The sequence below is a fragment of the Streptantibioticus silvisoli genome, assembly GCF_027947535.2.
In the GTDB taxonomy this organism is placed as follows: domain Bacteria; phylum Actinomycetota; class Actinomycetes; order Streptomycetales; family Streptomycetaceae; genus Streptantibioticus_C; species Streptantibioticus_C silvisoli.
Genome location: NZ_JAAGKO020000008.1, coordinates 134417 through 155593, shown reverse-complemented (window position 1 = coordinate 155593; position 21177 = coordinate 134417). Strand labels below are relative to the sequence as shown.

The 21177-nt window shown below is 74.6% G+C and carries 17 protein-coding genes and 1 riboswitch; of the genes, 4 read left to right on the top strand and 13 right to left on the bottom strand.

Translation table 11 applies throughout. The features are described 5' to 3' along the window. Positions 1–55: 55 nt before the first annotated feature. Positions 56–1048 carry an aldo/keto reductase gene (locus POF43_RS08735; protein ID WP_271325690.1) on the top strand — a complete coding sequence of 331 codons (993 nt, stop codon included), beginning with the start codon at positions 56–58 and terminating at the stop codon, positions 1046–1048. A 396-nt stretch (positions 1049–1444) separates the two neighbouring features. Here the strand turns inward: POF43_RS08735 and gatB are convergent, their stop codons facing one another. The 11 genes from gatB to POF43_RS08680 form a co-directional block, all read right to left on the bottom strand. Beyond that, a complete protein-coding gene (gene gatB / locus POF43_RS08730) occupies positions 1445–2956 on the bottom strand; it encodes an Asp-tRNA(Asn)/Glu-tRNA(Gln) amidotransferase subunit GatB (RefSeq protein WP_271324953.1) in 1512 nt (503 codons plus the stop codon). Between the two features lie 23 nt (positions 2957–2979). Then, positions 2980–3219 carry a hypothetical protein gene (locus POF43_RS08725; protein ID WP_271317159.1) on the bottom strand — a complete coding sequence of 80 codons (240 nt, stop codon included), beginning with the start codon at positions 3217–3219 and terminating at the stop codon, positions 2980–2982. Between the two features lie 14 nt (positions 3220–3233). Beyond that, positions 3234–4727, bottom strand: coding sequence for an Asp-tRNA(Asn)/Glu-tRNA(Gln) amidotransferase subunit GatA (gatA, locus tag POF43_RS08720; RefSeq protein WP_271317156.1), 1494 nt, complete (start codon positions 4725–4727; stop codon positions 3234–3236). 2 nt (positions 4728–4729) lie between these two features. Continuing rightward, positions 4730–5026 carry an Asp-tRNA(Asn)/Glu-tRNA(Gln) amidotransferase subunit GatC gene (gatC, locus tag POF43_RS08715; RefSeq protein WP_271317157.1) on the bottom strand — a complete coding sequence of 99 codons (297 nt, stop codon included), beginning with the start codon at positions 5024–5026 and terminating at the stop codon, positions 4730–4732. 75 nt (positions 5027–5101) lie between these two features. Then, entirely contained in the window at positions 5102–7195 is a 2094-nt protein-coding gene (locus tag POF43_RS08710; protein WP_282704490.1) for a putative bifunctional diguanylate cyclase/phosphodiesterase, read from the bottom strand. A 201-nt stretch (positions 7196–7396) separates the two neighbouring features. Then, positions 7397–9565 (bottom strand): NAD-dependent DNA ligase LigA, encoded by a 2169-nt coding sequence (ligA, locus tag POF43_RS08705; RefSeq protein ID WP_271325298.1) that lies wholly within the window; start codon positions 9563–9565, stop codon positions 7397–7399. Between the two features lie 74 nt (positions 9566–9639). Further along, positions 9640–10614, bottom strand: coding sequence for a methionine synthase (locus tag POF43_RS08700; RefSeq protein WP_271325299.1), 975 nt, complete (start codon positions 10612–10614; stop codon positions 9640–9642). A gap of 309 nt (positions 10615–10923) precedes the next feature. Beyond that, entirely contained in the window at positions 10924–11613 is a 690-nt protein-coding gene (locus POF43_RS08695) for an SDR family oxidoreductase (RefSeq protein ID WP_271317964.1), read from the bottom strand. Positions 11614–11819: 206 nt separating this feature from the next. Then, positions 11820–12968, bottom strand: a complete 1149-nt coding sequence (mnmA, locus tag POF43_RS08690; protein ID WP_271317963.1) for a tRNA 2-thiouridine(34) synthase MnmA — start codon at positions 12966–12968, stop codon at positions 11820–11822. 88 nt (positions 12969–13056) lie between these two features. After that, positions 13057–14226, bottom strand: a complete 1170-nt coding sequence (locus POF43_RS08685) for a cysteine desulfurase family protein (protein ID WP_271325448.1) — start codon at positions 14224–14226, stop codon at positions 13057–13059. 429 nt (positions 14227–14655) lie between these two features. Beyond that, positions 14656–15507 (bottom strand): thioesterase family protein, encoded by an 852-nt coding sequence (locus POF43_RS08680; RefSeq protein ID WP_271324116.1) that lies wholly within the window; start codon positions 15505–15507, stop codon positions 14656–14658. 84 nt (positions 15508–15591) lie between these two features. Between POF43_RS08680 and POF43_RS08675 the strand changes: the two genes are divergently transcribed. Continuing rightward, on the top strand, positions 15592–17109 hold the full coding sequence (locus tag POF43_RS08675) for a DUF885 family protein (protein ID WP_271324117.1): 1518 nt from the start codon (positions 15592–15594) through the stop codon (positions 17107–17109). Positions 17110–17188: 79 nt separating this feature from the next. Here the strand turns inward: POF43_RS08675 and POF43_RS08670 are convergent, their stop codons facing one another. Beyond that, positions 17189–18001, bottom strand: coding sequence for an enhanced serine sensitivity protein SseB C-terminal domain-containing protein (locus POF43_RS08670; RefSeq protein WP_271313086.1), 813 nt, complete (start codon positions 17999–18001; stop codon positions 17189–17191). A gap of 278 nt (positions 18002–18279) precedes the next feature. Next, positions 18280–19035, bottom strand: a complete 756-nt coding sequence (locus POF43_RS08665) for an enhanced serine sensitivity protein SseB (protein WP_372515909.1) — start codon at positions 19033–19035, stop codon at positions 18280–18282. Between the two features lie 241 nt (positions 19036–19276). Beyond that, positions 19277–19381, top strand: a riboswitch (glycine riboswitch). A 148-nt stretch (positions 19382–19529) separates the two neighbouring features. Between POF43_RS08665 and gcvT the strand changes: the two genes are divergently transcribed. Next, positions 19530–20648 (top strand): glycine cleavage system aminomethyltransferase GcvT, encoded by a 1119-nt coding sequence (gcvT, locus tag POF43_RS08660; RefSeq protein ID WP_271313088.1) that lies wholly within the window; start codon positions 19530–19532, stop codon positions 20646–20648. 134 nt (positions 20649–20782) lie between these two features. Further along, entirely contained in the window at positions 20783–21160 is a 378-nt protein-coding gene (gene gcvH / locus POF43_RS08655) for a glycine cleavage system protein GcvH (RefSeq protein ID WP_271313089.1), read from the top strand. Positions 21161–21177: the final 17 nt, after the last annotated feature.

The window sequence follows — 21177 nt, the reverse complement described above, 5'->3', positions numbered from 1 at the left end:
GGAAGGTTACGGTGTGTTGCGTCCCAGCGGGGGGACACGAGGAGGACCGGAGCAGGTGGAACGCAGGCCGATCGGCGCGGGGTCGCTGGACGTCGGCGCGGTGGGGCTGGGCTGCATGCCGATGACCTGGGCCTACTCCGCGTCCCGGCGCTCCGGTGCCGAGTCGCTGCGCGCGGCCGACGCGGCGCTGGACGCGGGCGTCTCGCTGCTCGACACCGCCGACATCTACGGGCCGTTCACCAACGAACTGCTGCTCAGCCGGATACTGCAACGGCGGCGGGCCGACATCTTCATCGCCACCAAGTGCGGGCTGCGGGTGGGCGACCAGCACATGGTGGCCTGCGGCCGGCCCGCGTACGTGCGGCGGGCCTGCGACGCGTCGCTGCGGCGGCTGCGGACCGACGTGATCGACCTCTACCAGCTGCACCGGGCCGACCCGGAGGTGCCGGTGGAGGAGACCTGGGGCGCGATGTCGGAATTGGTGGCGGCCGGAAAGGTGCGCGCGCTGGGGTTGAGCGCCGTCGGCGCCCGCGCGGACCGGCGCGGTCCGGCCGGGCGGTACGCCACCACGTTGCGCCAGCTGCGCTGCGTGCAGCAGGTCTTCCCGGTGGCGTGCGTACAGGCGGAACTGTCGGTGTGGTCCCGCGAGGCGCTGGAGGACCTGCTGCCGTGGTGCGCGGCGCGCGGCATAGGCATGCTGGCGGCGATGCCGTTGGGGAGCGGCTACCTGACCGGGGAACTCACCCCCGGCCAGGGCTTCGAACCGGACGACCTGCGGGCCCGCGACGGGCGATTCACGGCCGAGATGATGGCGGCCAACCAGCCGGTCGTCGCCGGCCTGCGGCGGGTCGCCGAACGGCACGACGCGACCGCCGCGCAGATAGCGCTGGCCTGGACCCTGGCCCAGGGCCCGCGGGTGATCCCGGTGCCTGGCACGAAGTCGGCCCGCTGGGCGGTGGAGAACGCCGCCGCCGCCTCGATCCGCCTCAGCCCGGCCGACCGCGCCGAACTCGACGCGCTGCCGGCCGGCCGCCGGGCGTGGGACTGAACCGGACGCCCCGGCCACGCCCCGTCCCCCTCCCGCCGGCCCCGGCCCCCTCGGCCTCCCGCACCGCACGCAGGCCATCGCACCGCACCGCACGCCACCGCCCCCTCACCGCACCGCGCCGCACGCCACGCATGCCGCCGCATCCCGCACCGCGCCGCACGCCACGCACGCCGCCGCACCCCTCACCGCGCCGCACGCCACCGCACCCCGCCGCACCCCTCACCGCACCGCACGCCACCGCACCCGAAGCCCCAGGCCCACGCCCCACGCCCACCGCACGAACACGGCGGAATCCGTACGTACACCGCACGATCGTCCACCGCACGTACACCGCACGAAAACGCGTGAGGCGGCCCCCGGGACCGGGGGCCGCCTCACGTGTGGAGTCCGGCGGCGTCAGCCTTCCGCGCCGAGCTTCTCCAGGATGAGCTCCCGCACCCGGCCGGCGTCGGCCTGGCCGCGGGTGGCCTTCATGACCGCGCCGACCAGCGCGCCGGCCGCGGCGACCTTGCCGGAGCGGATCTTGTCGGCGATGCCGGGGTTGCCGGCGATCGCCTCATCGACGGCGGTGCCCAGGGCGCCTTCGTCGGAGACCACGGCGAGGCCGCGTCCCGCGACGACCGCGTCCGGATCGCCCTCACCGGCCAGCACGCCCTCGATGACCTGGCGGGCCAGCTTGTCGTTGAGCTTGCCGTCGGCGACCAGCGCGCAGACCCGGGCGACCTGCCCGGAGGTGATGGGCAGCGCGGCCAGCTCCACGCCGTCCTCGTTGGAACGGCGGGCCAGCTCGCCCATCCACCACTTGCGGGCCTGGTCGGCGGGGGCGCCGGCCTCGATGGTCGCCACGATCAGGTCGATGGCGCCCGCGTTGAGCGCCGACTGCATCTCGTGGTCGGAGATGCCCCAGTCGGTGCGCAGCCGTTCGCGGCGGACCCGCGGCAGCTCCGGCAGGCCGGCGCGCAGCTCCTCGACCCATGCGCGGGCCGGGGCGACCGGCACGAGGTCGGGCTCGGGGAAGTACCGGTAGTCCTCGGCCTCCTCCTTGATGCGCCCGGAGGTGGTGGAGCCGTCCTCCTCGTGGAAGTGCCGGGTCTCCTGCACGATGGTGCCGCCGCCGTTGAGGACCGCGGCGTGCCGCTGGATCTCGAACCGGGCGGCCCGCTCGACGCTGCGCAGCGAGTTGACGTTCTTGGTCTCGCTGCGGGTGCCGAACTTCTCCCGGCCGTGCGGGCGCAGCGACAGGTTGACGTCGCAGCGCATCTGGCCCATCTCCATGCGGGCGTCGGAGACCCCCAGGGCGCGGATCAGCTCGCGCAGCTCCGCCACGTACGCCTTGGCGACCTCCGGGGACCGCGCGCCGGCGCCCTCGATCGGCTTGGTGACGATCTCGATGAGCGGGATGCCGGCCCGGTTGTAGTCCAGCAGCGAGTGCGAGGCGCCGTGGATGCGGCCGGTGGCACCGCCGACGTGGGTGGACTTGCCGGTGTCCTCCTCCATGTGGGCGCGCTCGATCTGCACCCGGAAGATCTCGCCGTCCTCCAGCGCGACGTCCAGGTGGCCGTTGAAGGCGATCGGCTCGTCGTACTGCGAGGTCTGGAAGTTCTTCGGCATGTCCGGGTAGAAGTAGTTCTTCCGGGCGAACCGGCACCATTCCGCGATATCGCAGTTGAGCGCCAGGCCGATCTTGATCGCGGACTCCACGCCGACCGCGTTGACCACCGGCAGCGAGCCGGGCAGGCCGAGGCAGGTGGGGCAGGTCTGCGAGTTGGGCTCGGCGCCCAGCTCGGTCGAGCAGCCGCAGAACATCTTCGTCCGGGTGCCCAGTTCGACATGGACCTCCAGGCCCATGACCGGGTCGTACGTCGCCAGGGCGTCCTCGTACGACACCAGCTCGTCAGTGACAGTCACGGTGTTTCCTTATCTCCGCGTCGTCAGCCGGCGAGGACGTCGTCGCCGCTGAGGTCGCGCAGTTCGCGCAGCAGGACCGCGACACCGGTGACGATGACGGCGGCGCGGACCACCGCGTCGACGACCCGGAGGGTGTCGCCCTCGCCGCGGGCGGTGCGGAACTGCTTGACGACACCGAGCGTGCCGAACACGGTGGTGCCGATGGACAGGTACGTGCCGGCCTTGGACTTGCGGAAGTTCTTGGCCTTCTCCAGCTTGCTCACGTTGCTCCCAGTACTCACAGCGTCGGAGCCTCCTCCAGGATCGGGTGCCCCCAGCGGGCGGTGAACGCGGCCTCGACGGCGGCGCCCACCCGGTAGAGCCGGTCGTCCGCCATCGCCGGGGCGATGATCTGCAGGCCGACCGGGAGGCCGTCCTCCGGGGCCAGGCCGCAGGGCAGCGACATGGCCGCGTTGCCGGCGAGGTTGGTGGGGATGGTGCACAGGTCGGCGAGGTACATCGCCATCGGGTCGTCCGCCCGCTCCCCGATGGGGAACGCGGTGGTCGGGGTGGTCGGCGAGACCAGGACGTCCACGCCGCCGAAGACCCGCTCGAAGTCGCGGGTGATCAGGGTGCGGACCTTCTGGGCGCTGCCGTAGTACGCGTCGTAGTAGCCGGAGCTGAGCGCGTAGGTGCCGAGCATGACGCGGCGCTTGACCTCGGCGCCGAAGCCGGCCGCGCGGGTCAGCGCGGTGACCTCCTCGGCGCTGTGGGTGCCGTCGTCGCCGACCCGCATGCCGTAGCGCATGGCGTCGAACCGGGCGAGGTTCGAGGAGCACTCGGAGGGCGCGATGAGGTAGTAGGCGGCCAGCGCGTAGCTGAACGACGGGCAGGAGACCTCCACGACGTCGGCGCCCAGCTCGCGCAGCAGTTCCACGGCCTCGTTGAACCGGGTCATGACGCCGGCCTGGTAGCCCTCGCCGGCGAACTCCTTGACGACGCCGATCCGCATGCCGCGCACGTCACCGTTGCGGGCCGCCTCGACGACCGGCGGGACCGGGGCGTCGATGGAGGTGGAGTCGAGCGGGTCGTGGCCGGCGATGGCCTCGTGCAGCAGCGCGGCGTCCAGCACGGTGCGGGCGCAGGGGCCGCCCTGGTCGAGGCTGGAGGAGAACGCCACCATGCCGTACCGCGACACGCCGCCGTAGGTGGGCTTGACGCCGACCGTGCCGGTGACGGAGGCGGGCTGGCGGATGGAGCCGCCGGTGTCGGTGCCGATGGCCAGCGGCGCCTGGAACGAGGCGAGCGCGGCGGAGGAGCCGCCGCCGGAGCCGCCGGGGATCCGGGTGAGGTCCCAGGGGTTGCCGGTGGGGCCGTAGGCGCTGTTCTCGGTGGAGGACCCCATGGCGAACTCGTCCATGTTGGTCTTGCCGAGGATGACCACCCCGGCGTCCTTCAGCCGGCGGGTCAGCGTCGCGTCGTAGCTGGGGATCCAGCCTTCGAGGATCTTGGAGCCGACGGTGGTCGGCACGCCCTCGGTGGTGAAGATGTCCTTGAGCGCCAGCGGGACGCCGGCCAGCGGGCCGAGTTCCTCACCGCGGGCCCGCCGGTCGTCGACCGCGCGGGCGGCCCGGAGCGCGCCCTCGGTGTCGACGTGCAGGAACGCGTGCACCTTCTCGTCGACGGCGCCGATCCGGTCGAGGTGCGCCTGGGCGACCTCGGTGGCGGACGCCTCGCCGGCGGCGATCGTCGCGGCGGTCTCGGCCGCGGTCATCCTGGTCAGGTCGGTCATGATCAGTCCTCCCCCAGGATCTGCGGAACCTTGAACCGCTGCTGCTCCTGGGCCGGGGCCCCGGACAGCGCCTGCCGCGGGGTCAGTGACGGCCGGACGACGTCCGGCCGCATGACGTTGGTGAGCGGCAGCGGGTGCGAGGTCGGCGGTACGTCCTCGCCGGCCACCTCGGCGACGCGGGCGACCGCGCCGATGATTGCGTCGAGCTGTCCGGCGAAGTGGTCGAGCTCTTCGTCCTTCAGCTCCAGACGCGACAGCCGTCCGAGGTGGGCGACCTCCTCGCGCGTGATGCCAGGCATGCGGCGGTCCTCAGGGGTGTTGTCGGGAGTTTCGCCGCCAATCCTATGGCGCCGCGTGCCCGGGCCGCTAAACGGTCACCGGCCGGGGGCGGTGGCGGGCAGGTCGGCGCTCTCGCGGTGCCAGCCGTCCTTGGCCCGGATCCGCAGCCAGGCGGTGGCCTCCTCGGCCGGCATGGCGGCGGCCACCAGCCACCCCTGGATGGCGTCGCACCCCAGGTCGCGCAGCCGTTCCCACGTCTCGTCGTCCTCGACGCCCTCGGCGACCACCAGCAGGCCGAGGGAGTGCGCGAGGTCTATCGTGCAGCGCACGATCGCGGCGTCCTCGGCGTCGGCGACCAGCCGGGCCACGAACGAGCGGTCGATCTTCAGTTCACTGACCGGCAGCTTGCGCAGGTGCACCAGGGAGGAGTAGCCGGTGCCGAAGTCGTCCAGCGACATCTTCACGCCGTGACCGGTCAGGGCGGCCAGCGTGTCGGCGGCGCGCTGCGGCTCCTCCAGCATGGCGTGTTCGGTGATCTCCAGTTGTAACGAGCCGGGCGGCACGCGGTGCCGGGCCAGCCGGGCGGCGACCGAGCCGGCGAACCCGGGGGTGTGGACGTCGCGCGGCGAGACGTTGACGGCGACCGGGACCTCGATGCCCATGGCGCGCCAGCGGGCGACCTGGCCGAGGGCGGTCTCCAGCACGTAGTCGGTCAGGTCGGGCATCAGGCCGGAGGTCTCGGCGATCGCGATGAACTCCTCCGGGCTGACCTTGCCGCGTTCCGGGTGCTCCCAGCGCAGCAGCGCCTCCAGGCCGGCCACCTTGCCGTCGAAGCGGACCTTGGGCTGGTAGTGCAGTTCGACGTCGCCCAGTTCCAGGGCGTGCCGCAGGTCGCCGAGCAGGCCGAGGCGGTCGGGGGTGTTGCCGTCCTTGGTGGCCTCGTAGACCTCGACGCCGGTGCGGTCCCGCTTGGCCTCGTACATCGCGACGTCGGCGCGGCGCAGCAGGCCCTCGGCGTCCCGGGCGTGGTCGGGGTAGACGGCGACGCCGGCGCTGGCCTCCAGCACCAGGGTGAGGCCGTCGATGTCCAGCGGGGAGCGCAGGGCGGCGACCAGGGCGCGGGCGGCGCGCTGGGCGCGGGTGGCGGAGTCGCAGGCGGGCAGCAGGACGGCGAACTCGTCGCCGCCGAGCCGGGCCGCCTCGGCGCCGCGCGGCAGCGCGAGCCGCAGCCGGTCGGCGATCTGGAGCAGCAGCCGGTCGCCGGCCAGGTGGCCGAGGGTGTCGTTGACGTGCCGGAAGCCGTCGAGGTCGATCAGCAGCAGGGCGCAGCGCTGTCCGTCGCGTTCGGCGTCGTCCAGGGCGGCCCAGGCGCGTTCCAGCAGCCACTGGCGGTTGGGCAGGCCGGTGAGCGGGTCGCGCAGTTGCTCCTCGGCGCGGGCCCGGGCCATCCACAGCGAGTGGTCGAGGGCGACCAGCGGCACCGCGAACAGCGGCAGCAGCACCGGGCGGTCGGCCGCGACCACCACGACCAGCGGGGCGATGCCGAGGGTGGCCAGCCCGACCAGGCCCTGCCGGGCCAGCGCGGTGCGTACCACGCTGGGCACGCCGGTGCGGCGCGGGGCGACGGTGTACCACAGCAGGGCGCGGGTGGCGGCGAGGTAGGTCAGGGAGACCGCCAGCAGCACCGGGACGTCCGCCCAGCCCCACAGGGCGGGTTGCCAGGGGTGGGCGGGCGAGGGGTGGCGGCCGCACAGCCACAGCGTGCCGGCGGCGGCCGCGACGCCGAGGGCGTCCACCGCGGCGTGCACGGCGGCCTGCCGCCAGCGGTGCCGGCGGGCGGCGCAGACCAGCACGACGACGGTCAGGCCGACCAGGGTGGACGGCATCCAGCCGTACAGCAGCAGGACGGCCAGGGTGAGGGCGGCGCCGGAACCGGTGCCGCCCCACCAGCGGTCCTGGCCGAGGGCGACCAGGTGGCCGACGAGGACGCCGATGAGCACCGCGAACGCCCAGCCGGCCGCGCCGCCGGGGAAGAGCGCGTGGTGTCCGGCGACGGTGTGGGCGAAGCCGGCCGCGAGGGTGAGCACGGCGGCGCCGATCGTGGCGCCGCGCAGCACCGTGGGCGGTGGCGGCCGGACGGCCGTGCGCCGCCGGCGGGGCACCGCTCCCGCCTGTTCCGTCCGTTTCATGCCGTCCCTCTCACCGCCGGATCGCGCGCTGGGTAGCGAGCCACACCCGGCGCTGACGTCGTTGCCCGGCAGGAACGCGTCTCCACAGTAGGCCGCGAACAGCCGTCGGGGGACGGAACCTGCCGGGTTGCCCGAATGGCATCCTGAACCAACCGGTCGTCTGATATGAGCGCGGTCCGGGCCGAGTTCACGGGCGCGGCGTCACGCGGGCTCGGCGTTGACCGCGCGTTCCCGGGCGGCGTCGGCACCGGCTTCCAGCAGGACGGCGAAGCCGGCCTCGTCCAGGATCGGCACCTTCAGCTGCACGGCCTTGTCGTACTTCGAGCCGGGGTTGTCGCCGACGACCACGAAGCCGGTCTTCTTCGACACCGATCCGGTGACCTTCGCCCCCCGGCTGACGAGCGCCTCTTTCGCGCCGTCCCGGGTGTGCGACTCCAGCGTGCCGGTCACCACCACGGTCAGGCCCTCCAGCGGGCGCGGGCCGGTGTCGGAGCCCTCCTCGGTGAACCGCACGCCGGCCGTGCGCCACTTCTCGATGATCTGCCGGTGCCAGTCCTCGGCGAACCACTGCTTGACGGAGGCGGCGATGGTGGGCCCGACGCCTTCGACGGCGGCGAGTTCCTCCTGTTCGGCGGCGGCGATCCGGTCGAGGTCGCGGAACTCGCGGGCCAGCGCCTCGGCGGCGACCGGTCCGACGTGCCGGATGGACAGCGCGGTGATGACGTTGGCCAGCGGGCGTTCCCTGGCGGCGGCGATCTTCTCCAGCATCGACAGGGTGTTCTTCTTCGGCTCGCCCTTCTGGTTGGCGAAGAAGGTGACGACCTTCGGCTCACCGGTCTCCGGGTCCCGCTTGGGCAGGCCGGAGTCGGGGTCCAGGACGTGGGAGCGGATCGGCAGCAGTTCCTCGACGGTGAGGTCGAACAGGTCGCCCTCGTCGCGCAGCGGCGGGGTGGCGGGCTCCAGCGGCTGGGTGAGCGCGGTGGCGGCGACGTAGCCGAAGTGGTCGATGTCGAAGCCGCGGCGGCCGGCCAGGTAGAAGACGCGTTCGCGCAACTGGGCGGGGCAGTACCGCGCGTTGGGGCAGCGCAGGTCGATGTCGCCCTCCTTCATCGGCTGGAGGGCGGTGCCGCAGTCGGGGCAGGCGGCCGGCATGGCGAACTCCCGCTCGCTGCCGTCGCGCAGGTCGACGACCGGCCCGAGGATCTCCGGGATGACGTCGCCGGCCTTGCGCAGCACCACGGTGTCGCCGATCAGCACGCCCTTGGCCTTGACGACGTCCTGGTTGTGCAGGGTGGCGAACTCCACCTCGGAGCCGGCCACCGTGACCGGTTCGACCTGGGCGTACGGGGTGACCCGGCCGGTGCGGCCGACGCCGACCTTGATGTCGATCAGCTTGGTGTTGACCTCCTGCGGTGCGTACTTCCAGGCGATGGCCCAGCGCGGCGCGCGGGAGGTGGAGCCGAGCCGGCCCTGCAAGGGGACCTCGTCGACCTTGACCACGACACCGTCGATCTCGTGGGCGACGGAGTGCCGGTGCTCGCCGTAGTGCGCGATGAACTCCCGTACGGCGGCGACCGATTGGACGACCTTGATGTGCGGGGAGGTGGGCAGTCCCCAGGCGCTCAGCAGGTCGTAGGCGTGCGACTGGCAGTCGATGCTGAAGCCGTCGCGGGCGCCGACGCCGTGCACGACCATGTGCAGCGGGCGGGTCGCGGTGACTCTGGGGTCCTTCTGGCGCAGCGAACCGGCCGCCGCGTTGCGGGGGTTGGCGAACGGCTTGTCGCCCGCCGCGACCAGCCGGGCGTTGAGCGCCTCGAACTCCTCGACCGGGAAGTAGACCTCGCCGCGCACCTCGATCAGCGCGGGCACGTCGTCGCCGGCCAGCCGGTCGGGGATGTCGCCGATGGTGCGGACGTTGGAGGTGATGTCCTCGCCGGTGCGGCCGTCGCCGCGGGTGGCGGCCCTGGTGAGGCGGCCGTTTTCGTAGGTGAGGTTGACGGCGAGGCCGTCGACCTTGAGTTCGCACAGGTAGTGGTACGTCAGGCCGTCCAGGTCGGCGGCGACCCGGTCGGCCCAGGCGCCGAGCTCCTCGTCGTCGAAGGCGTTGTCGAGCGACATCATGCGCTCGCGGTGCCGGACGGAGGTGAACTCGGTCTCGTAGGCGCCGGACACCTTCTGGGTGGGTGAGTCCGGGGTGCGCAGCGCCGGGTACTCCTCCTCGAGGGCCTCCAGTTCGCGCAGGAGCCTGTCGAAGTCGGCGTCGCTGACGACCGGCTGGTCGTTGACGTAGTAGCGGAAGCGGTGCTCCTCGACCTGCTCGGCCAGCAGGGCGTGCCGCTCGCGTGCCTGCGCGGGAATCGTGCTGTCCATGCCCCTGGGCCCTCCGTTGGGTCTTTCCTGCGTCCGCTGGTGCCGCTCGTGCCGTGGGTGCGGCGGCCCCGCGGTCACTCAGGGTCGTCGACGAGTGTCCTGGCCGCGGTGACGCACCGGGCGAGCGCCGCGCGGGCGTACGCCGGCGAGGCACCGGCGAGACCGCACGCGGGGGTGACCACGACGGACTCGCCCAGCGTCTGGGGGGCGAGTCCCAGACCACGCCAGAGCGACCTGACACCGTTGACGCTACCGGCAGGGTCGGACATTCGCGGTCCACCGGCCGCGCCGCCGGTGTCGGTGCCGGGGACCACGCCGGCCAGCAGGACCGTGCCGGCCTCGACCGCCTCGCCGACGGCGTCCCAGTCACCCTGGGTGATCAGCGAGAAGTCGAACGAGATGCCGGCCGCCCCGGCGCGGCGCAGCAGGCCGAACGGCACGCCGGGGGCGCAGGTGTGCACCACGACCGGGACGCCGACCGCCTCGACCAGCTCGCGCAAGGTGGACTCGGCGACGGCTCGGTCGATGGCCGGGTGGGTGCGGTAGCCGCTGGCGGAGGGCACCCGGCCGAGCAGGACGGCGGCCAGCCCCGGTTCGTCGAGCTGGAGGACGACGCGGGCGCCGGGGACGCGGCGCGAGACGTCCTCGACGTGCAGGCGCAGGCCCTCGGCGAGCGAGCCGGCCAGGTCGCGGCGGGCACCGGAGTCGGACAGCGCGGCCTCCCCGCCGCGCATCTCGACGGTGGAGGCCAGCGTCCAGGGGCCGACCGCCTGGATCTTCAGCGGCCCTTGGAAGTCCTGGGTGAACTCCTCCAGCGCGTCGAGGTCCTCACGCAGCCAGGCGTGCGAGCGGCGGGTGTCGCGGCCGGGGCGGTCGCCGAACCGCCAGCCGCTGGGCTCGACGCGGGCGTACAGCTCGACCAGCATCCCCAGGGTGCGGCCGGTCATGTCGGCGCCGGGCCCGCGGGCGGGCAGTTCGGGCAGGAACGGCCAGCCCTCCAGCGATCCGGTGACGGTCTTCGCGGCCTCCCGGGCGTCCTCACCGGGCATCGAACCGATGCCGGTGGCGGTGCCGGGGGCCAGGGCCAGGACTGTGCTGCGCTCGGTGCTCACCGGGGAAGCGTAGCCGCCGGTCAGGGGGGCGGGGTCGGGGCGGGAGGGGTGGCCGGAGCGGTGACGGGAACGGCGGCGGGAGCGGGACGGGAACGGTGGCGGGGAAGGAGCGCAGAAGGGCTGGGGGCGGTGGTGGGGAGCGGGGTTGGGGGCGGCGCGTCCGCCGCACGTCGGCGGGGCCGGCGGGGAACAGGCCGGCGGGAGAGGTGCCGCCGGCCGGCGGAGTGCCGGCCGGCGACGGTGTGGTCATCGGCCCGGGCGGATCGTCAGGTCGGAGATCTCCGCGTCGCGCGGCAGGTCGAGGGCGGTCAGGAGGGCGGTGGCCACCGATTCCGGGTCGATCCACCGGGCGGCGTCGTACTCCTTGCCCTCCTGGTGGTGGACCTTCTCCTGCATGGGGGTCGCGGTGCGGCCCGGGTGGACGGTGGTGACGCGCACCCCGTTGCCGCGCTCCTCCTCGCGCAGGGAGTCGGCGAGCGCCTTCAGGCCGTGCTTGCTGGCGGCGTACGCGCTCCACTCGGCGTGGGCGGCCAGCCCGGCGCCGGAGTTGACGAACAGCACGTGGCCCTGGGCGAGGCGCAGTTGCGGCAGCAGCAGCCGGGTGACCTCGGCGGGGGCGACCAGGTTGGCGGCCAGCGTGCGCAGCCAGACCTTGGGGGTCAGCTCGCCGACCTGGCCGAGGTCGACGACGCCGGCCGAGTGCAGCAGGCCGTCGAGCTCCTGCGGCATCCGCTGCTGGCCGAACGCCCAGGACAGCCGCCCGGGTTCGGCCAGGTCGCCGACCACGGTGGCGGCGCCGGGGAAGCGGGCGGCGAGCTCCTTGGCCCGGCCGGCGTTGCGGGCCAGCAGCCACAGGTCGTCGCCGCGTTCGCTCAGCCGCCGCGCCACGGCCGCGCCGATGCCCGATCCGGCGCCGGTGATCAGATAGGTGCTCATGCGGTCATGCTCGCATCACCGCGCCCCGGCGCTCTCCGCCAGGTGGGCCGCCACCCCGGCTCCGGGTACCGTCACCACGACCGGGTTGGCCGTCGCCAGGACCGCGGGGCCGTCGCCACGACGCCGGACGCGCCGGCGCCACGACTGCGGCGCCGACCTCGTCGTACGGCCTCCTACGGCTTCGTACGGCCTCGTACGGCGGACCGTCAGACCGTGCCCGCCGGGGTACGGCGCCGGGTGGTGGCGATGGTGGCGGAGCCGACGACGCGGGTGCCGTCGTAGAGGACGACCGCCTGGCCGGGGGCGATGCCGCGGACCGGGGCGTCGAAGGTGACGTGCAGGCCGTCGGGGGTGGGCTCGGCGGTGACCGGGACGTCCTCGCCGTGCGCGCGCAGCTGGGCGGTGTAGCGGCCGGCGGCGGTCGGCGGGGTGCCGCACCAGCGGGGGCGGATCGCGGTGAGCGCGGTGACGTCGAGCGCCTCGGCGGGGCCGACGGTGACGGTGTTGGTCACCGGCGAGATGTCCAGGACGTAGCGCGGCCTGCCGTCGGCGGCCGGGGTGCCGATGCGCATGCCCTTGCGCTGGCCGATGGTGAAGCCGTAGGCGCCGTCGTGGCCGCCGAGCCGGTTGCCGTCCTCGTCGACGATGTCGCCCTCGGCGGTACCGAGCCGCCGGGCCAGGAAGCCCTGGGTGTCGCCGTCGGCGATGAAGCAGATGTCGTGGCTGTCGGGCTTGCGGGCGACGGCCAGGTCCCGGCGTTCGGCCTCGGCGCGGATCTCGTCCTTGGTGGTGAGGGTGTCGCCCAGCGGGAACATCGCGTGCGCCAGCTGCCGTTCGTCCAGCACGCCGAGGACGTAGGACTGGTCCTTGGCGGCGTCGTCGGCGCGGTGCAGTTCGCGGGAGCCGTCGTCGCGCACCACGACGGTGGCGTAGTGGCCGGTGCAGACCGCGTCGAAGCCGAGGGCCAGCGCCTTGTCCAGCAGCGCCGAGAACTTGATCTTCTCGTTGCAGCGCAGGCACGGGTTGGGGGTGCGGCCGGCCGCGTACTCGGCGACGAAGTCCTCGACGACGTCCTCACGGAAGCGTTCGGCCAGGTCCCAGACGTAGAACGGGATGCCGATGACGTCGGCGGCCCGGCGCGCGTCGCGGGAGTCCTCCAGCGTGCAGCACCCGCGCGCTCCGGTGCGGAACGACTGCGGGTTGGCGGACAGCGCGAGGTGGACGCCGGTGACGTCGTGGCCGGCCTCGGCGGCGCGGGCGGCGGCGACGGCGGAGTCGACCCCGCCGGACATGGCGGCGAGCACCCGCAGCCGGGAGCCGTCACGGGGACCTGTGGGAGCACCGGGATACGTCATAGCGCCTCCAGGGTACGTGCCCCGGCCGGTGCCGCGCTCCCGCGTACCCCGGTGCCCGCCGGACCCGGGGGTCCGGCCGGCGGCCGGGTCAGACCAGTCCGGCGCCGCGGGCGCGTTCGACCACCGGGCCGATGGCCCCGGCCAGCTCGGCGACCTCGGCGCCGGTGGAGGTGTGCCCGAGGCTGAAGCGCAGCGTGCCGCGGGCGCGGGCCGGGTCGGCGCCCATCGCCAGCAGCACGTGGCTGGGCTGGGCGATGCCGGCGGTGCAGGCCGAGCCGGTGGAGCACTCGATGCCGCGCGCGTCGAGCAGCAGCAGCAACGAGTCGCCCTCGCAGCCGGGGAAGGAGAAGTGGGCGTTGGCCGGCAGCCGGCCCGCCGGGTCCGGGTCGCCGTTGAGGACGGCGTCCGGCACCGCCTCGCGGACCGCGGCCACCAACGCGTCGCGCAGCGCGCCGGTCACCCGGGCGAAGTCCGGGCGGCGTTCCTCGGCGAGCACGCCGGCGGTGGCGAAGCCGACGATCCCCGGCACGTCGAGCGTCCCGGACCGCACGTCACGCTCCTGCCCGCCGCCGTGCAGCACCGGCACCGGGGTCCACTCGCGGCGCAGCAGCAGCGCGCCGGTGGCGTACGGGCCGCCGACCTTGTGGCCGCTGACGGTGAGCGCGTCCGCGCCGCTGGCGGCGAAGTCCAGCCGGAGCTGGCCGAACGCCTGGACCGCGTCGGTGTGCAGCGGAACGCCGAACTCGTGGGCGACTTCGGCGAGTTGAGGGATCGGGTTGACCGTGCCGACCTCGTTGTTGGCCCACATGACGGTGACCAGCGCGACGTCGTCGGGGTCGCGCGCGATCGCCTCGCGCAACGCCTCGGGGTGGACCCGGCCGACCGCGTCGACCGGCAGCCACTCCACCCGGGCGCCCTCGTGGTCGCCGAGCCAGTGGACGGCGTCGAGCACGGCGTGGTGCTCGACCGGGTTGGCCAGCACCCGCACCCGGGCCGGGTCGGCGGCCCGGCGGGCCCAGTACAGGCCCTTGACGCCGAGGTTGTCCGCCTCGGTGCCGCCGGCGGTGAAGACCACCTCGCTGGGCCGTGCTCCCAGCGCGGCGGCCAGCGCCTCCCGGGACTCCTCCACCGCCCGGCGGGCCCGGCGCCCCGCGGCGTGCAGCGACGAGGCGTTGCCGGTGGCGGTCAACTGCGCGGTCATCGCCCGAACCGCCTCCGGCAGCATCGGGGTGGTGGCGGCGTGATCGAGGTAGGCCATGATCCCTGGATTCTACGGCCAGGACCCGCCAGGGGGGAGGCGGCCTCCGGTTGGGGGCGCCGGAGGCCGGGGGCGGTGGTCGCGCGGGGGGTGTTGCGCGGGGGCGCGGGGGGTTTCGCGGGGCGCGGGGTGGCGGTCGCGCGGGATGCGGGGTGGGCGTCGCGGGGGCGCGGTGACCGTTGCGCGGGGGGCGGGGGCGGCTCAGGCGGGGACCGGCGCCGGGGGGCAGCGGTCGGCGCCGGGGGTGGAGCGGTCGGCGCCGGGGGCGGAACCGAGTTGCGATGTCCGACGTGATGCCGGCGTCCGGGCCGGCGCCGGACACTCGCCTCACCGCCTGCCCGTATCCCCGTGCCAAGCCTCCCGGCGCTCACGTCGCAGCGCCCTCACCCCGACAACGCCCCCGCGCTCACCCCGGCGACGCCCCCGCGCTCACCCCAGCAGCACCTGCGCCAGTTGCCGGGACTGGGCGACCAGGCGGTCCGCGCTGTCCCAGACCTCCGCGTCCTCCTCCAGGAAGCCGCCGGCCAGGTTCCGCGTGGTGATGGCGACGCGCAGCGGGCCCGGTGCGGGGCGGGCGCGGACGTGGACGGTGAGTTCGATGGTGGGCACCCAGCCGCGCAGGCCCATCTCGAAGGCGGTGGGCGGCAGGGCGTCGACGGCGAGCAGCAGCGCGAGCGGGTCGGGGTCGCGGCCGTCGGCGAGGCCGAGCCAGCCGCGCATCTCGCCGTGGCCGCCGGGCCGGCCGAGCGCCCAGCCGGCGGTGGCCGGGTCCAGCCGCAGGTCGAGCCGGTCGAGGATCTCGGTGCTGCCCGGCACGATCCGGTCGACGCCGGGGGCGTCCCGGCTGCCGGGGCACCGGTCGCGGGGCGGCAGGAGCGGCGGGGTGGCGGTGGTGCGCACGTCGTCGGGCAGGGCGGCCAGGTCGCCGAAGGTGGCGGTGACCCGCAGGCGTTCGATCTCGGTGCCGTCGGCGCCGGGCTGGAGCAGCCGGACGGTACCGGTGGACAGCGTGCGGCCGGTGCGGACCGGTTCGGCGCGCAGCACGGCCGGGCCGGGCTCGGTGGGCGTCAGGTAGTGCGCGCTGACGGCGACCGGGTCGGGGTGCGGGAGGGTGGCGGCCAGCGCGCGGGCCGCGACGGCCAGCAGGTAACCGCCGTTGACCGCGCGAATGATGGTCCAGCCGGCGGACAGCGTGGTGTCGAAGACGCCCGGCTCTCCCGGTCGCGGGGTGATCGCGGTGTCCCGGTCGAACTCGCTGTCACCGATGGTCGCTCGTGCCATGAGCTGTACCGTACACCGAAAATGTTACCGGCGGGTAGCCAGTGGTTTCCGGCCACCGGCCCCGGTCTCGGTACGGTCTGCGGCATGGACAACCGAATGCGCGCGGTGTGCGATCTGAACGTCTCCACGGTCCGCGAGATGGCCGGCCGGCACGAGTACGACGGAGTGGCGCAGGACCTCTCGCCGGACGGCGTGCGGCGCTCGCTGGCCGCGCTGGCCCGGGCCCGCCGCGACGGTCCCGCGCTGCCGGACGCGCACGACGAGGCCCATCTGGCGGTCTTCGAGGACGCCGCCCGGGTGCAGTTCGGCGAGCTGGAACTGCACCGGCGCGACCCGCACGCGCACATCTCCAACCTCGATCTGGCCTGCTACGACCGGCAGTACGCGCCGGCCGGGGACCGCGCGCTGGCCCGCAGACGCCACCTGGCGCAGTGGCCGCAGGCGGTGGACGCCGCCATCGAGTCGCTCGACCGGCTGGCCGCACCGGTGGCCGCATCCCTGCTGCCCGCGGTGCGGGGGCTGACGGACGGCGTCGACCCGGCCGAGGGACCGCACGTCGTCGAGGCGCTGGCGGCGCACGAACGCCTGGTGGAGCACATCGACCGTGCCGCACGCACCGGCGACCCGGACGGGCGGCTCGGCGGGGCGGGCCTGGCGGCGCTGATGGGGTCGCAGGAGGGCGTCAGCGTCGACCTGACAGCGCTGGCCGACGCCGCCGACCGCGAACGCGCCCGGATGACGGAGCTGCTGACCGAGGGCTGCCGGGCGCTGGACCCGACGCGGACCGTGGCCGGACTGGTCCCGGAGCTGCTGGCGGACCACCCGGACGCGGAGACGGTGATCGCGGAGGCGGCGGCGCTGACCGAGGAGGTCATCGCGTTCACCCGGGAACGCCGGCTCGCCCCGCACGTCGACGGCGAGTGGCGGGTCGGCCCGGCGCCGGCCTCCCGGCGCTGGGCGACCGCGATGATGACGTGGGCCGCGCCGCACGAGCCGGACTCCCCCTCCTGGTACCACGTCACCCCGCCCGACCCGCGGTGGCCGCGGGCGGAGCGCGAGGAGTGGCTGTCGATCTTCAACCGCACCAGCCTGCCGGCCATCACCGCGCACGAGGTCGCCCCCGGCCACTTCGCGCACGGCCGCTCGCTGCGGCACGCGCCGGGCGAGGTGCGCGGCACGCTGTACTCGCTGGCGTTCTGCGAGGGCTGGGCGCACTACGCCGAGGAGGTCTTCTGGGAGGAGGGCTTCCGCGACGGCGACCCGCGCTACGCGATCGGCGTCGCGCTGGAGGCGTTGATCCGCAGCACCCGGCTGACCTGCGCGATCGGGCTGCACACCGGGGCGATGGACGTCGCGGAGGCGACCGCGCGGTTCGAGCGGGACGCCTTCCTGGCGCGGGCCGGCGCGGTCTCGGAGGCCCGGCGCGGCACCTTCGACGCCACCTACGGGCGCTACACCTGGGGCAAGCTGGAGCTGCTGGGCCTGCGCGACCGGGCCAGGACCGCGTGGGGCACGGGCTTCTGCCTGGACCGCTTCCACCGCGCGATGCTCGACCTGGGCAGCCCGCCGCTGGGCCTGCTGGAGACCGCGCTGAAGGGCTGAACGCGGCGCGGGGCCGCACCGGGCGGGACGCCGCCGGCCGACGTGTCCGGCCCGCCGTCCGCGGGCCGGGCCGCCCCGGTCAGTACGGCCGCGGCGGCGCCCAGCCCTGCTGCGGCGGGGCGCCGTACGCGGTGGGCTGCCCGCCCCAGGCGCCGGTGGCCGGGGCGGGCATCGCCTGGGTGGCGCCGAACAGGTCGCGGTCGTAGAACGGCCGGGCGCAGTGGCGCATCCACAGGGCGACCTGGTCGTACTCGTCGGCCATCGCGACCGTGGAGACCGCCAGCCCGGCGGGCGCGCCGGCCACCGCCTGCTGCATCATCAGCCGGACCGCCTCGACGGCCTGCGGGCCGTTGTCGTACAGGTCGAGGCCGACGGCGAGGTAGGGGTCGCCGAGCGCCGGGCGCACCCAGGCGCCGCGCAGCGCGCGGACCACCGGGGTGCTCTGCGCGTACTGGCCGAGCGGGGCGTAGAACTGCTGGGCGCCGCCGTCGGGTTCGCCGATGTGCAGCGGACCGGCCGGCAGCCGGTCCAGGCCGGTGGCCGTCCGGCGCAGGTCCAGCCACGGCACGCCGACGCCGCCGCCGGGCGCGTGCGGGTTGAGCCACAGGCCGTAGCGCTCGCGGTACAGCTCGGCGGCGATGTCACGGCCGGTGACGATCTCGTGCGACCGGTTCCAGCCACTGGCCAGCAGTTCCTGGGTGGAGGTGACGCACGGCGCGTAGCCGAGGCCGTCCAGCTCCATGTTGCCGTACTGCGCGTCGGGCGAGCCGGGCTGGCCGTGCCACAGCAGCATCCACACCTGGCCCTCGGACAGCGCGTGCAGCAGGACCTCGTAGGTGTCGTACCGCCCGGGCGCCACTTGGCGCAGCGCGTCCTCAACGCCCGCGTTCACCGTCGGACCCGTCCCTTCTGCTCCGCCGTCGGACGTCTGTCGCGTCCACCGTCTCCGCCGCCGGTCGCAACGACGCGTACCGCGCAGCCGGGTGACCGGCCCGTTTCCGCCGCCATCAAACCAGGTTAAGTGCGGCCACTGACAGCGCCGTGGTGGACCCGTTATCGACCCAGGACGAAACGCACACGTGGAGCGGTTCCCGGACGGCGCCGGACGGCGTTCGCGGCACGTTCGGTGGCGGGCGCTCACGTTCCGTCACGGGGGCGGCCGGGGCCGGGTCAGTCGCGGCTGAAGAACGGCTGGACGGCGCCGTGCATCCAGTCGCCCAGCGGGTCCTGCGCGACGTCGAGCAGCAGCAGGTTGACCGGCCAGGGCAGCGGTGCGGCGGCCAGCGCGCGGCCGAGGGCGTTCATGGCCTCGGCGCGGTCCTCCTCCTGCCAGCGGTCCAGCTCGACGCCGACGAACAGCGTGGGCGACTCGCCCTCGACCGAGCCCAGCGCGCGGCGGGCGGACAGGACGACCGGGGTGACGGCGAACTCGCCGGCGGCGGTGGCCAGGAAGTCGACCGGCTCCTCGTCGGGCTCGGGCTCCCACAGCCGGACCCGGGCGCCGCCGCTGGCGCCGGCCCGGCACAGTTCCTCGACCGCGGCGGCGGGCAGCGGGATGCCGACGGCGCCGCCGGGGTTGACGGCCAGGCCCACCTGCGGGGGCAGGCCGCGGGCGAACTCCAGCGCGGGCAGCACCCCGAACATCAGGCCGGGCGCGGCCTGCCGCAGCTGCGCCTCGGAGCTGAAGACCGGGGCGTAGGGCAGGCCGTCCAGGTCGAGGCCGGGCAGTCCGGCGTCGACGTCGCCACCGGGCACCGGGACCCACACGGTGGAGCGGGCGAGCACCTCGATGACGCGCGGGGTGGCGCCGGGGTCGCCGATGGCGGCCGTCAGCACCTCCTCCAGCTCGTTGGCCGGCCAGCCGCTGCCGGTCAGCACGGCCGGCAGCGGCACCTGCTGCGGGACGGGACCGGCGCCGGGCGGCATGCCGTCCGCCGGCCCGGGAAAGCCCTGGCCGACGCCGGGCTCGAACGGCCCGAACGTGTGCTCACCTGGCTCGTACTCCGCCGGAACACTCATCTCCACCCACCTGCCGCCGTGCTGTTCCCCGGTACCTCCCGGTACCGTCCGGCGAAACCCTACTGCCCCGGATCGCGGTGACCGGACTGTCTGGATCGCGACGGCCGGCCCGTGCAATGATGACCGCGCCAATTGCATACCGGCCGTTCGAATTTGTGCGGGAGAGTCCCCGGGTGGCGCGACACGCCCGCCGGGGCGCCGAAGGAGCAAGTCCTCCCTTGAATCTCTCAGGCCCCGATACCGCATGAGCTAGGCAGATCTGAAAAGCGGGCAGCGCGCTGCCCCACCCAAGGTGCAAGCCACTCCCCCGGCGGGATCGTGGTGAACCTCTCAGGTTCCGATGACAGATGGGGAGGATCGTCGTCCTCTGCCTTCCGACCGTCTGCACTGGGAGCCCGCCCATGACCACCGCCCCCCGCCGCACCGCGCTGGACGCCGTGCACCGCGCGCTCGGCGCGACCATGACCGACTTCGCGGGCTGGGACATGCCGCTGCGGTACGGCAGCGAGCGCGACGAGCACGTCGCGGTGCGCACCGCGGCCGGCCTGTTCGACCTGTCGCACATGGGCGAGATCACCCTGACCGGCCCGCAGGCGGCCGAGGCGCTGGACTTCGCGCTGGTCGGCCACCTGTCGGCGGTCAAGCCGGGCCGGGCGCGGTACACCATGATCTGCCGCGAGGACGGCGGCATCCTGGACGACCTGATCGTCTACCGGCTCGCCGAGCAGGCGTTCATGGTGGTCGCCAACGCCTCCAACGCGCAGGTCGTGCTGGACGAGCTGACCGCGCGCGCCGCGGGCTTCGACGTCACCGTCCGCGACGACCGGGACGCCTACGCGCTGATCGCGGTCCAGGGTCCGCAGGCCCCGGCGATCCTGGCCGCCGTCACCGACGCCGACCTCGACGGCCTGAAGTACTACGCCGGGCTGCCCGGCACCGTCGCCGGGGTGCCCGCGATGATCGCGCGCACCGGCTACACCGGTGAGGACGGCTTCGAGCTGTTCGCCGCCCCCGCCGACGCCGAGGCGCTGTGGACCGCGCTGACCGACGCCGGGCGCGAGCGCGGCCTGGTGCCGTGCGGGCTGTCGTGCCGCGACACGCTGCGCCTGGAGGCGGGCATGCCGCTGTACGGACACGAGCTGACGACCGCGCTGACCCCGTTCGACGCCGGGCTCGGCCGGGTGGTGAAGTTCGACAAGCCGGGCGACTTCACCGGCCGCGCGGCGCTGGAGGCCGCCGCGCGGAAGGCGGCCGCCAACCCGCCGCGCGTCCTGGTCGGCCTGGTCGCCGCGGGCCGCCGGGTGCCGCGGGCCGGTTACCCGGTGGTGGACGCGGCCGGCACGGTGATCGGCGAGGTCACCTCCGGCGCGCCGTCGCCCACCCTGGGCAAGCCGCTGGCCATGGCCTACCTGGACGCCGCGCATGCCGAGCCCGGCACCGGGGGCGTCGCGGTGGACATCCGCGGGGCGCACGAGGCCCACGAGGTCGTCGCGCTGCCGTTCTACCGCCGCGCCCGCTGACCCGTGCGGCGCCCGGGACGACCCGGGTGTCCCGGCCCCGCGCGCGCCCGGCCGCCCGGCCCTCGCGCCGGGTGCCGTCCGCGTACCGCCCACCCTGTTTCGCGTACCGCTTCCGTATCCAGGAGACTTTTCCCATGAACAACCCCGCGCAGCTGCGTTACAGCAAGGAGCACGAGTGGCTCTCCGCCGTCGAGGACGGCGTGGCCACGATCGGCATCACCGAGCACGCCGCCCACGCCCTCGGTGACGTGGTCTTCGTCCAGCTCCCCGAGGAGGGCCAGGAGGTCACCGCGGGCGAGTCGTGCGGTGAGCTGGAGTCGACCAAGTCGGTCAGCGACCTGTACTCGCCGGTCTCCGGCACCGTCACCGCCTTCAACCAGGACGTCGTCGACGACCCGGCGCTGGTCAACAGCGCGCCGTTCGAGGCGGGCTGGCTGTTCAAGGTGCGGGTCTCCGCCGAGCCGGACGACCTGCTGTCGGCGGACGACTACACCGCCTTCGCCGGCGAATGACGGCGCCCGCAGACCCC

Coding starts and splice junctions, on each gene's coding strand:
- gatA (WP_271317156.1), bottom strand. CDS start 4,727: ATGACCGACCTGACCAGGATGACCGCGGCCGAGACCGCCGCGACGATC.
- gatC (WP_271317157.1), bottom strand. CDS start 5,026: ATGCCTGGCATCACGCGCGAGGAGGTCGCCCACCTCGGACGGCTGTCG.
- POF43_RS08710 (WP_282704490.1), bottom strand. CDS start 7,195: ATGAAACGGACGGAACAGGCGGGAGCGGTGCCCCGCCGGCGGCGCACG.
- ligA (WP_271325298.1), bottom strand. CDS start 9,565: ATGGACAGCACGATTCCCGCGCAGGCACGCGAGCGGCACGCCCTGCTG.
- POF43_RS08700 (WP_271325299.1), bottom strand. CDS start 10,614: ATGCCCGGTGAGGACGCCCGGGAGGCCGCGAAGACCGTCACCGGATCG.
- POF43_RS08695 (WP_271317964.1), bottom strand. CDS start 11,613: ATGAGCACCTATCTGATCACCGGCGCCGGATCGGGCATCGGCGCGGCC.
- mnmA (WP_271317963.1), bottom strand. CDS start 12,968: ATGACGTATCCCGGTGCTCCCACAGGTCCCCGTGACGGCTCCCGGCTG.
- POF43_RS08685 (WP_271325448.1), bottom strand. CDS start 14,226: ATGGCCTACCTCGATCACGCCGCCACCACCCCGATGCTGCCGGAGGCG.
- POF43_RS08680 (WP_271324116.1), bottom strand. CDS start 15,507: ATGGCACGAGCGACCATCGGTGACAGCGAGTTCGACCGGGACACCGCG.
- POF43_RS08675 (WP_271324117.1), top strand. CDS start 15,592: ATGGACAACCGAATGCGCGCGGTGTGCGATCTGAACGTCTCCACGGTC.
- POF43_RS08665 (WP_372515909.1), bottom strand. CDS start 19,035: ATGCCGCCCGGCGCCGGTCCCGTCCCGCAGCAGGTGCCGCTGCCGGCC.
- gcvT (WP_271313088.1), top strand. CDS start 19,530: ATGACCACCGCCCCCCGCCGCACCGCGCTGGACGCCGTGCACCGCGCG.
- gcvH (WP_271313089.1), top strand. CDS start 20,783: ATGAACAACCCCGCGCAGCTGCGTTACAGCAAGGAGCACGAGTGGCTC.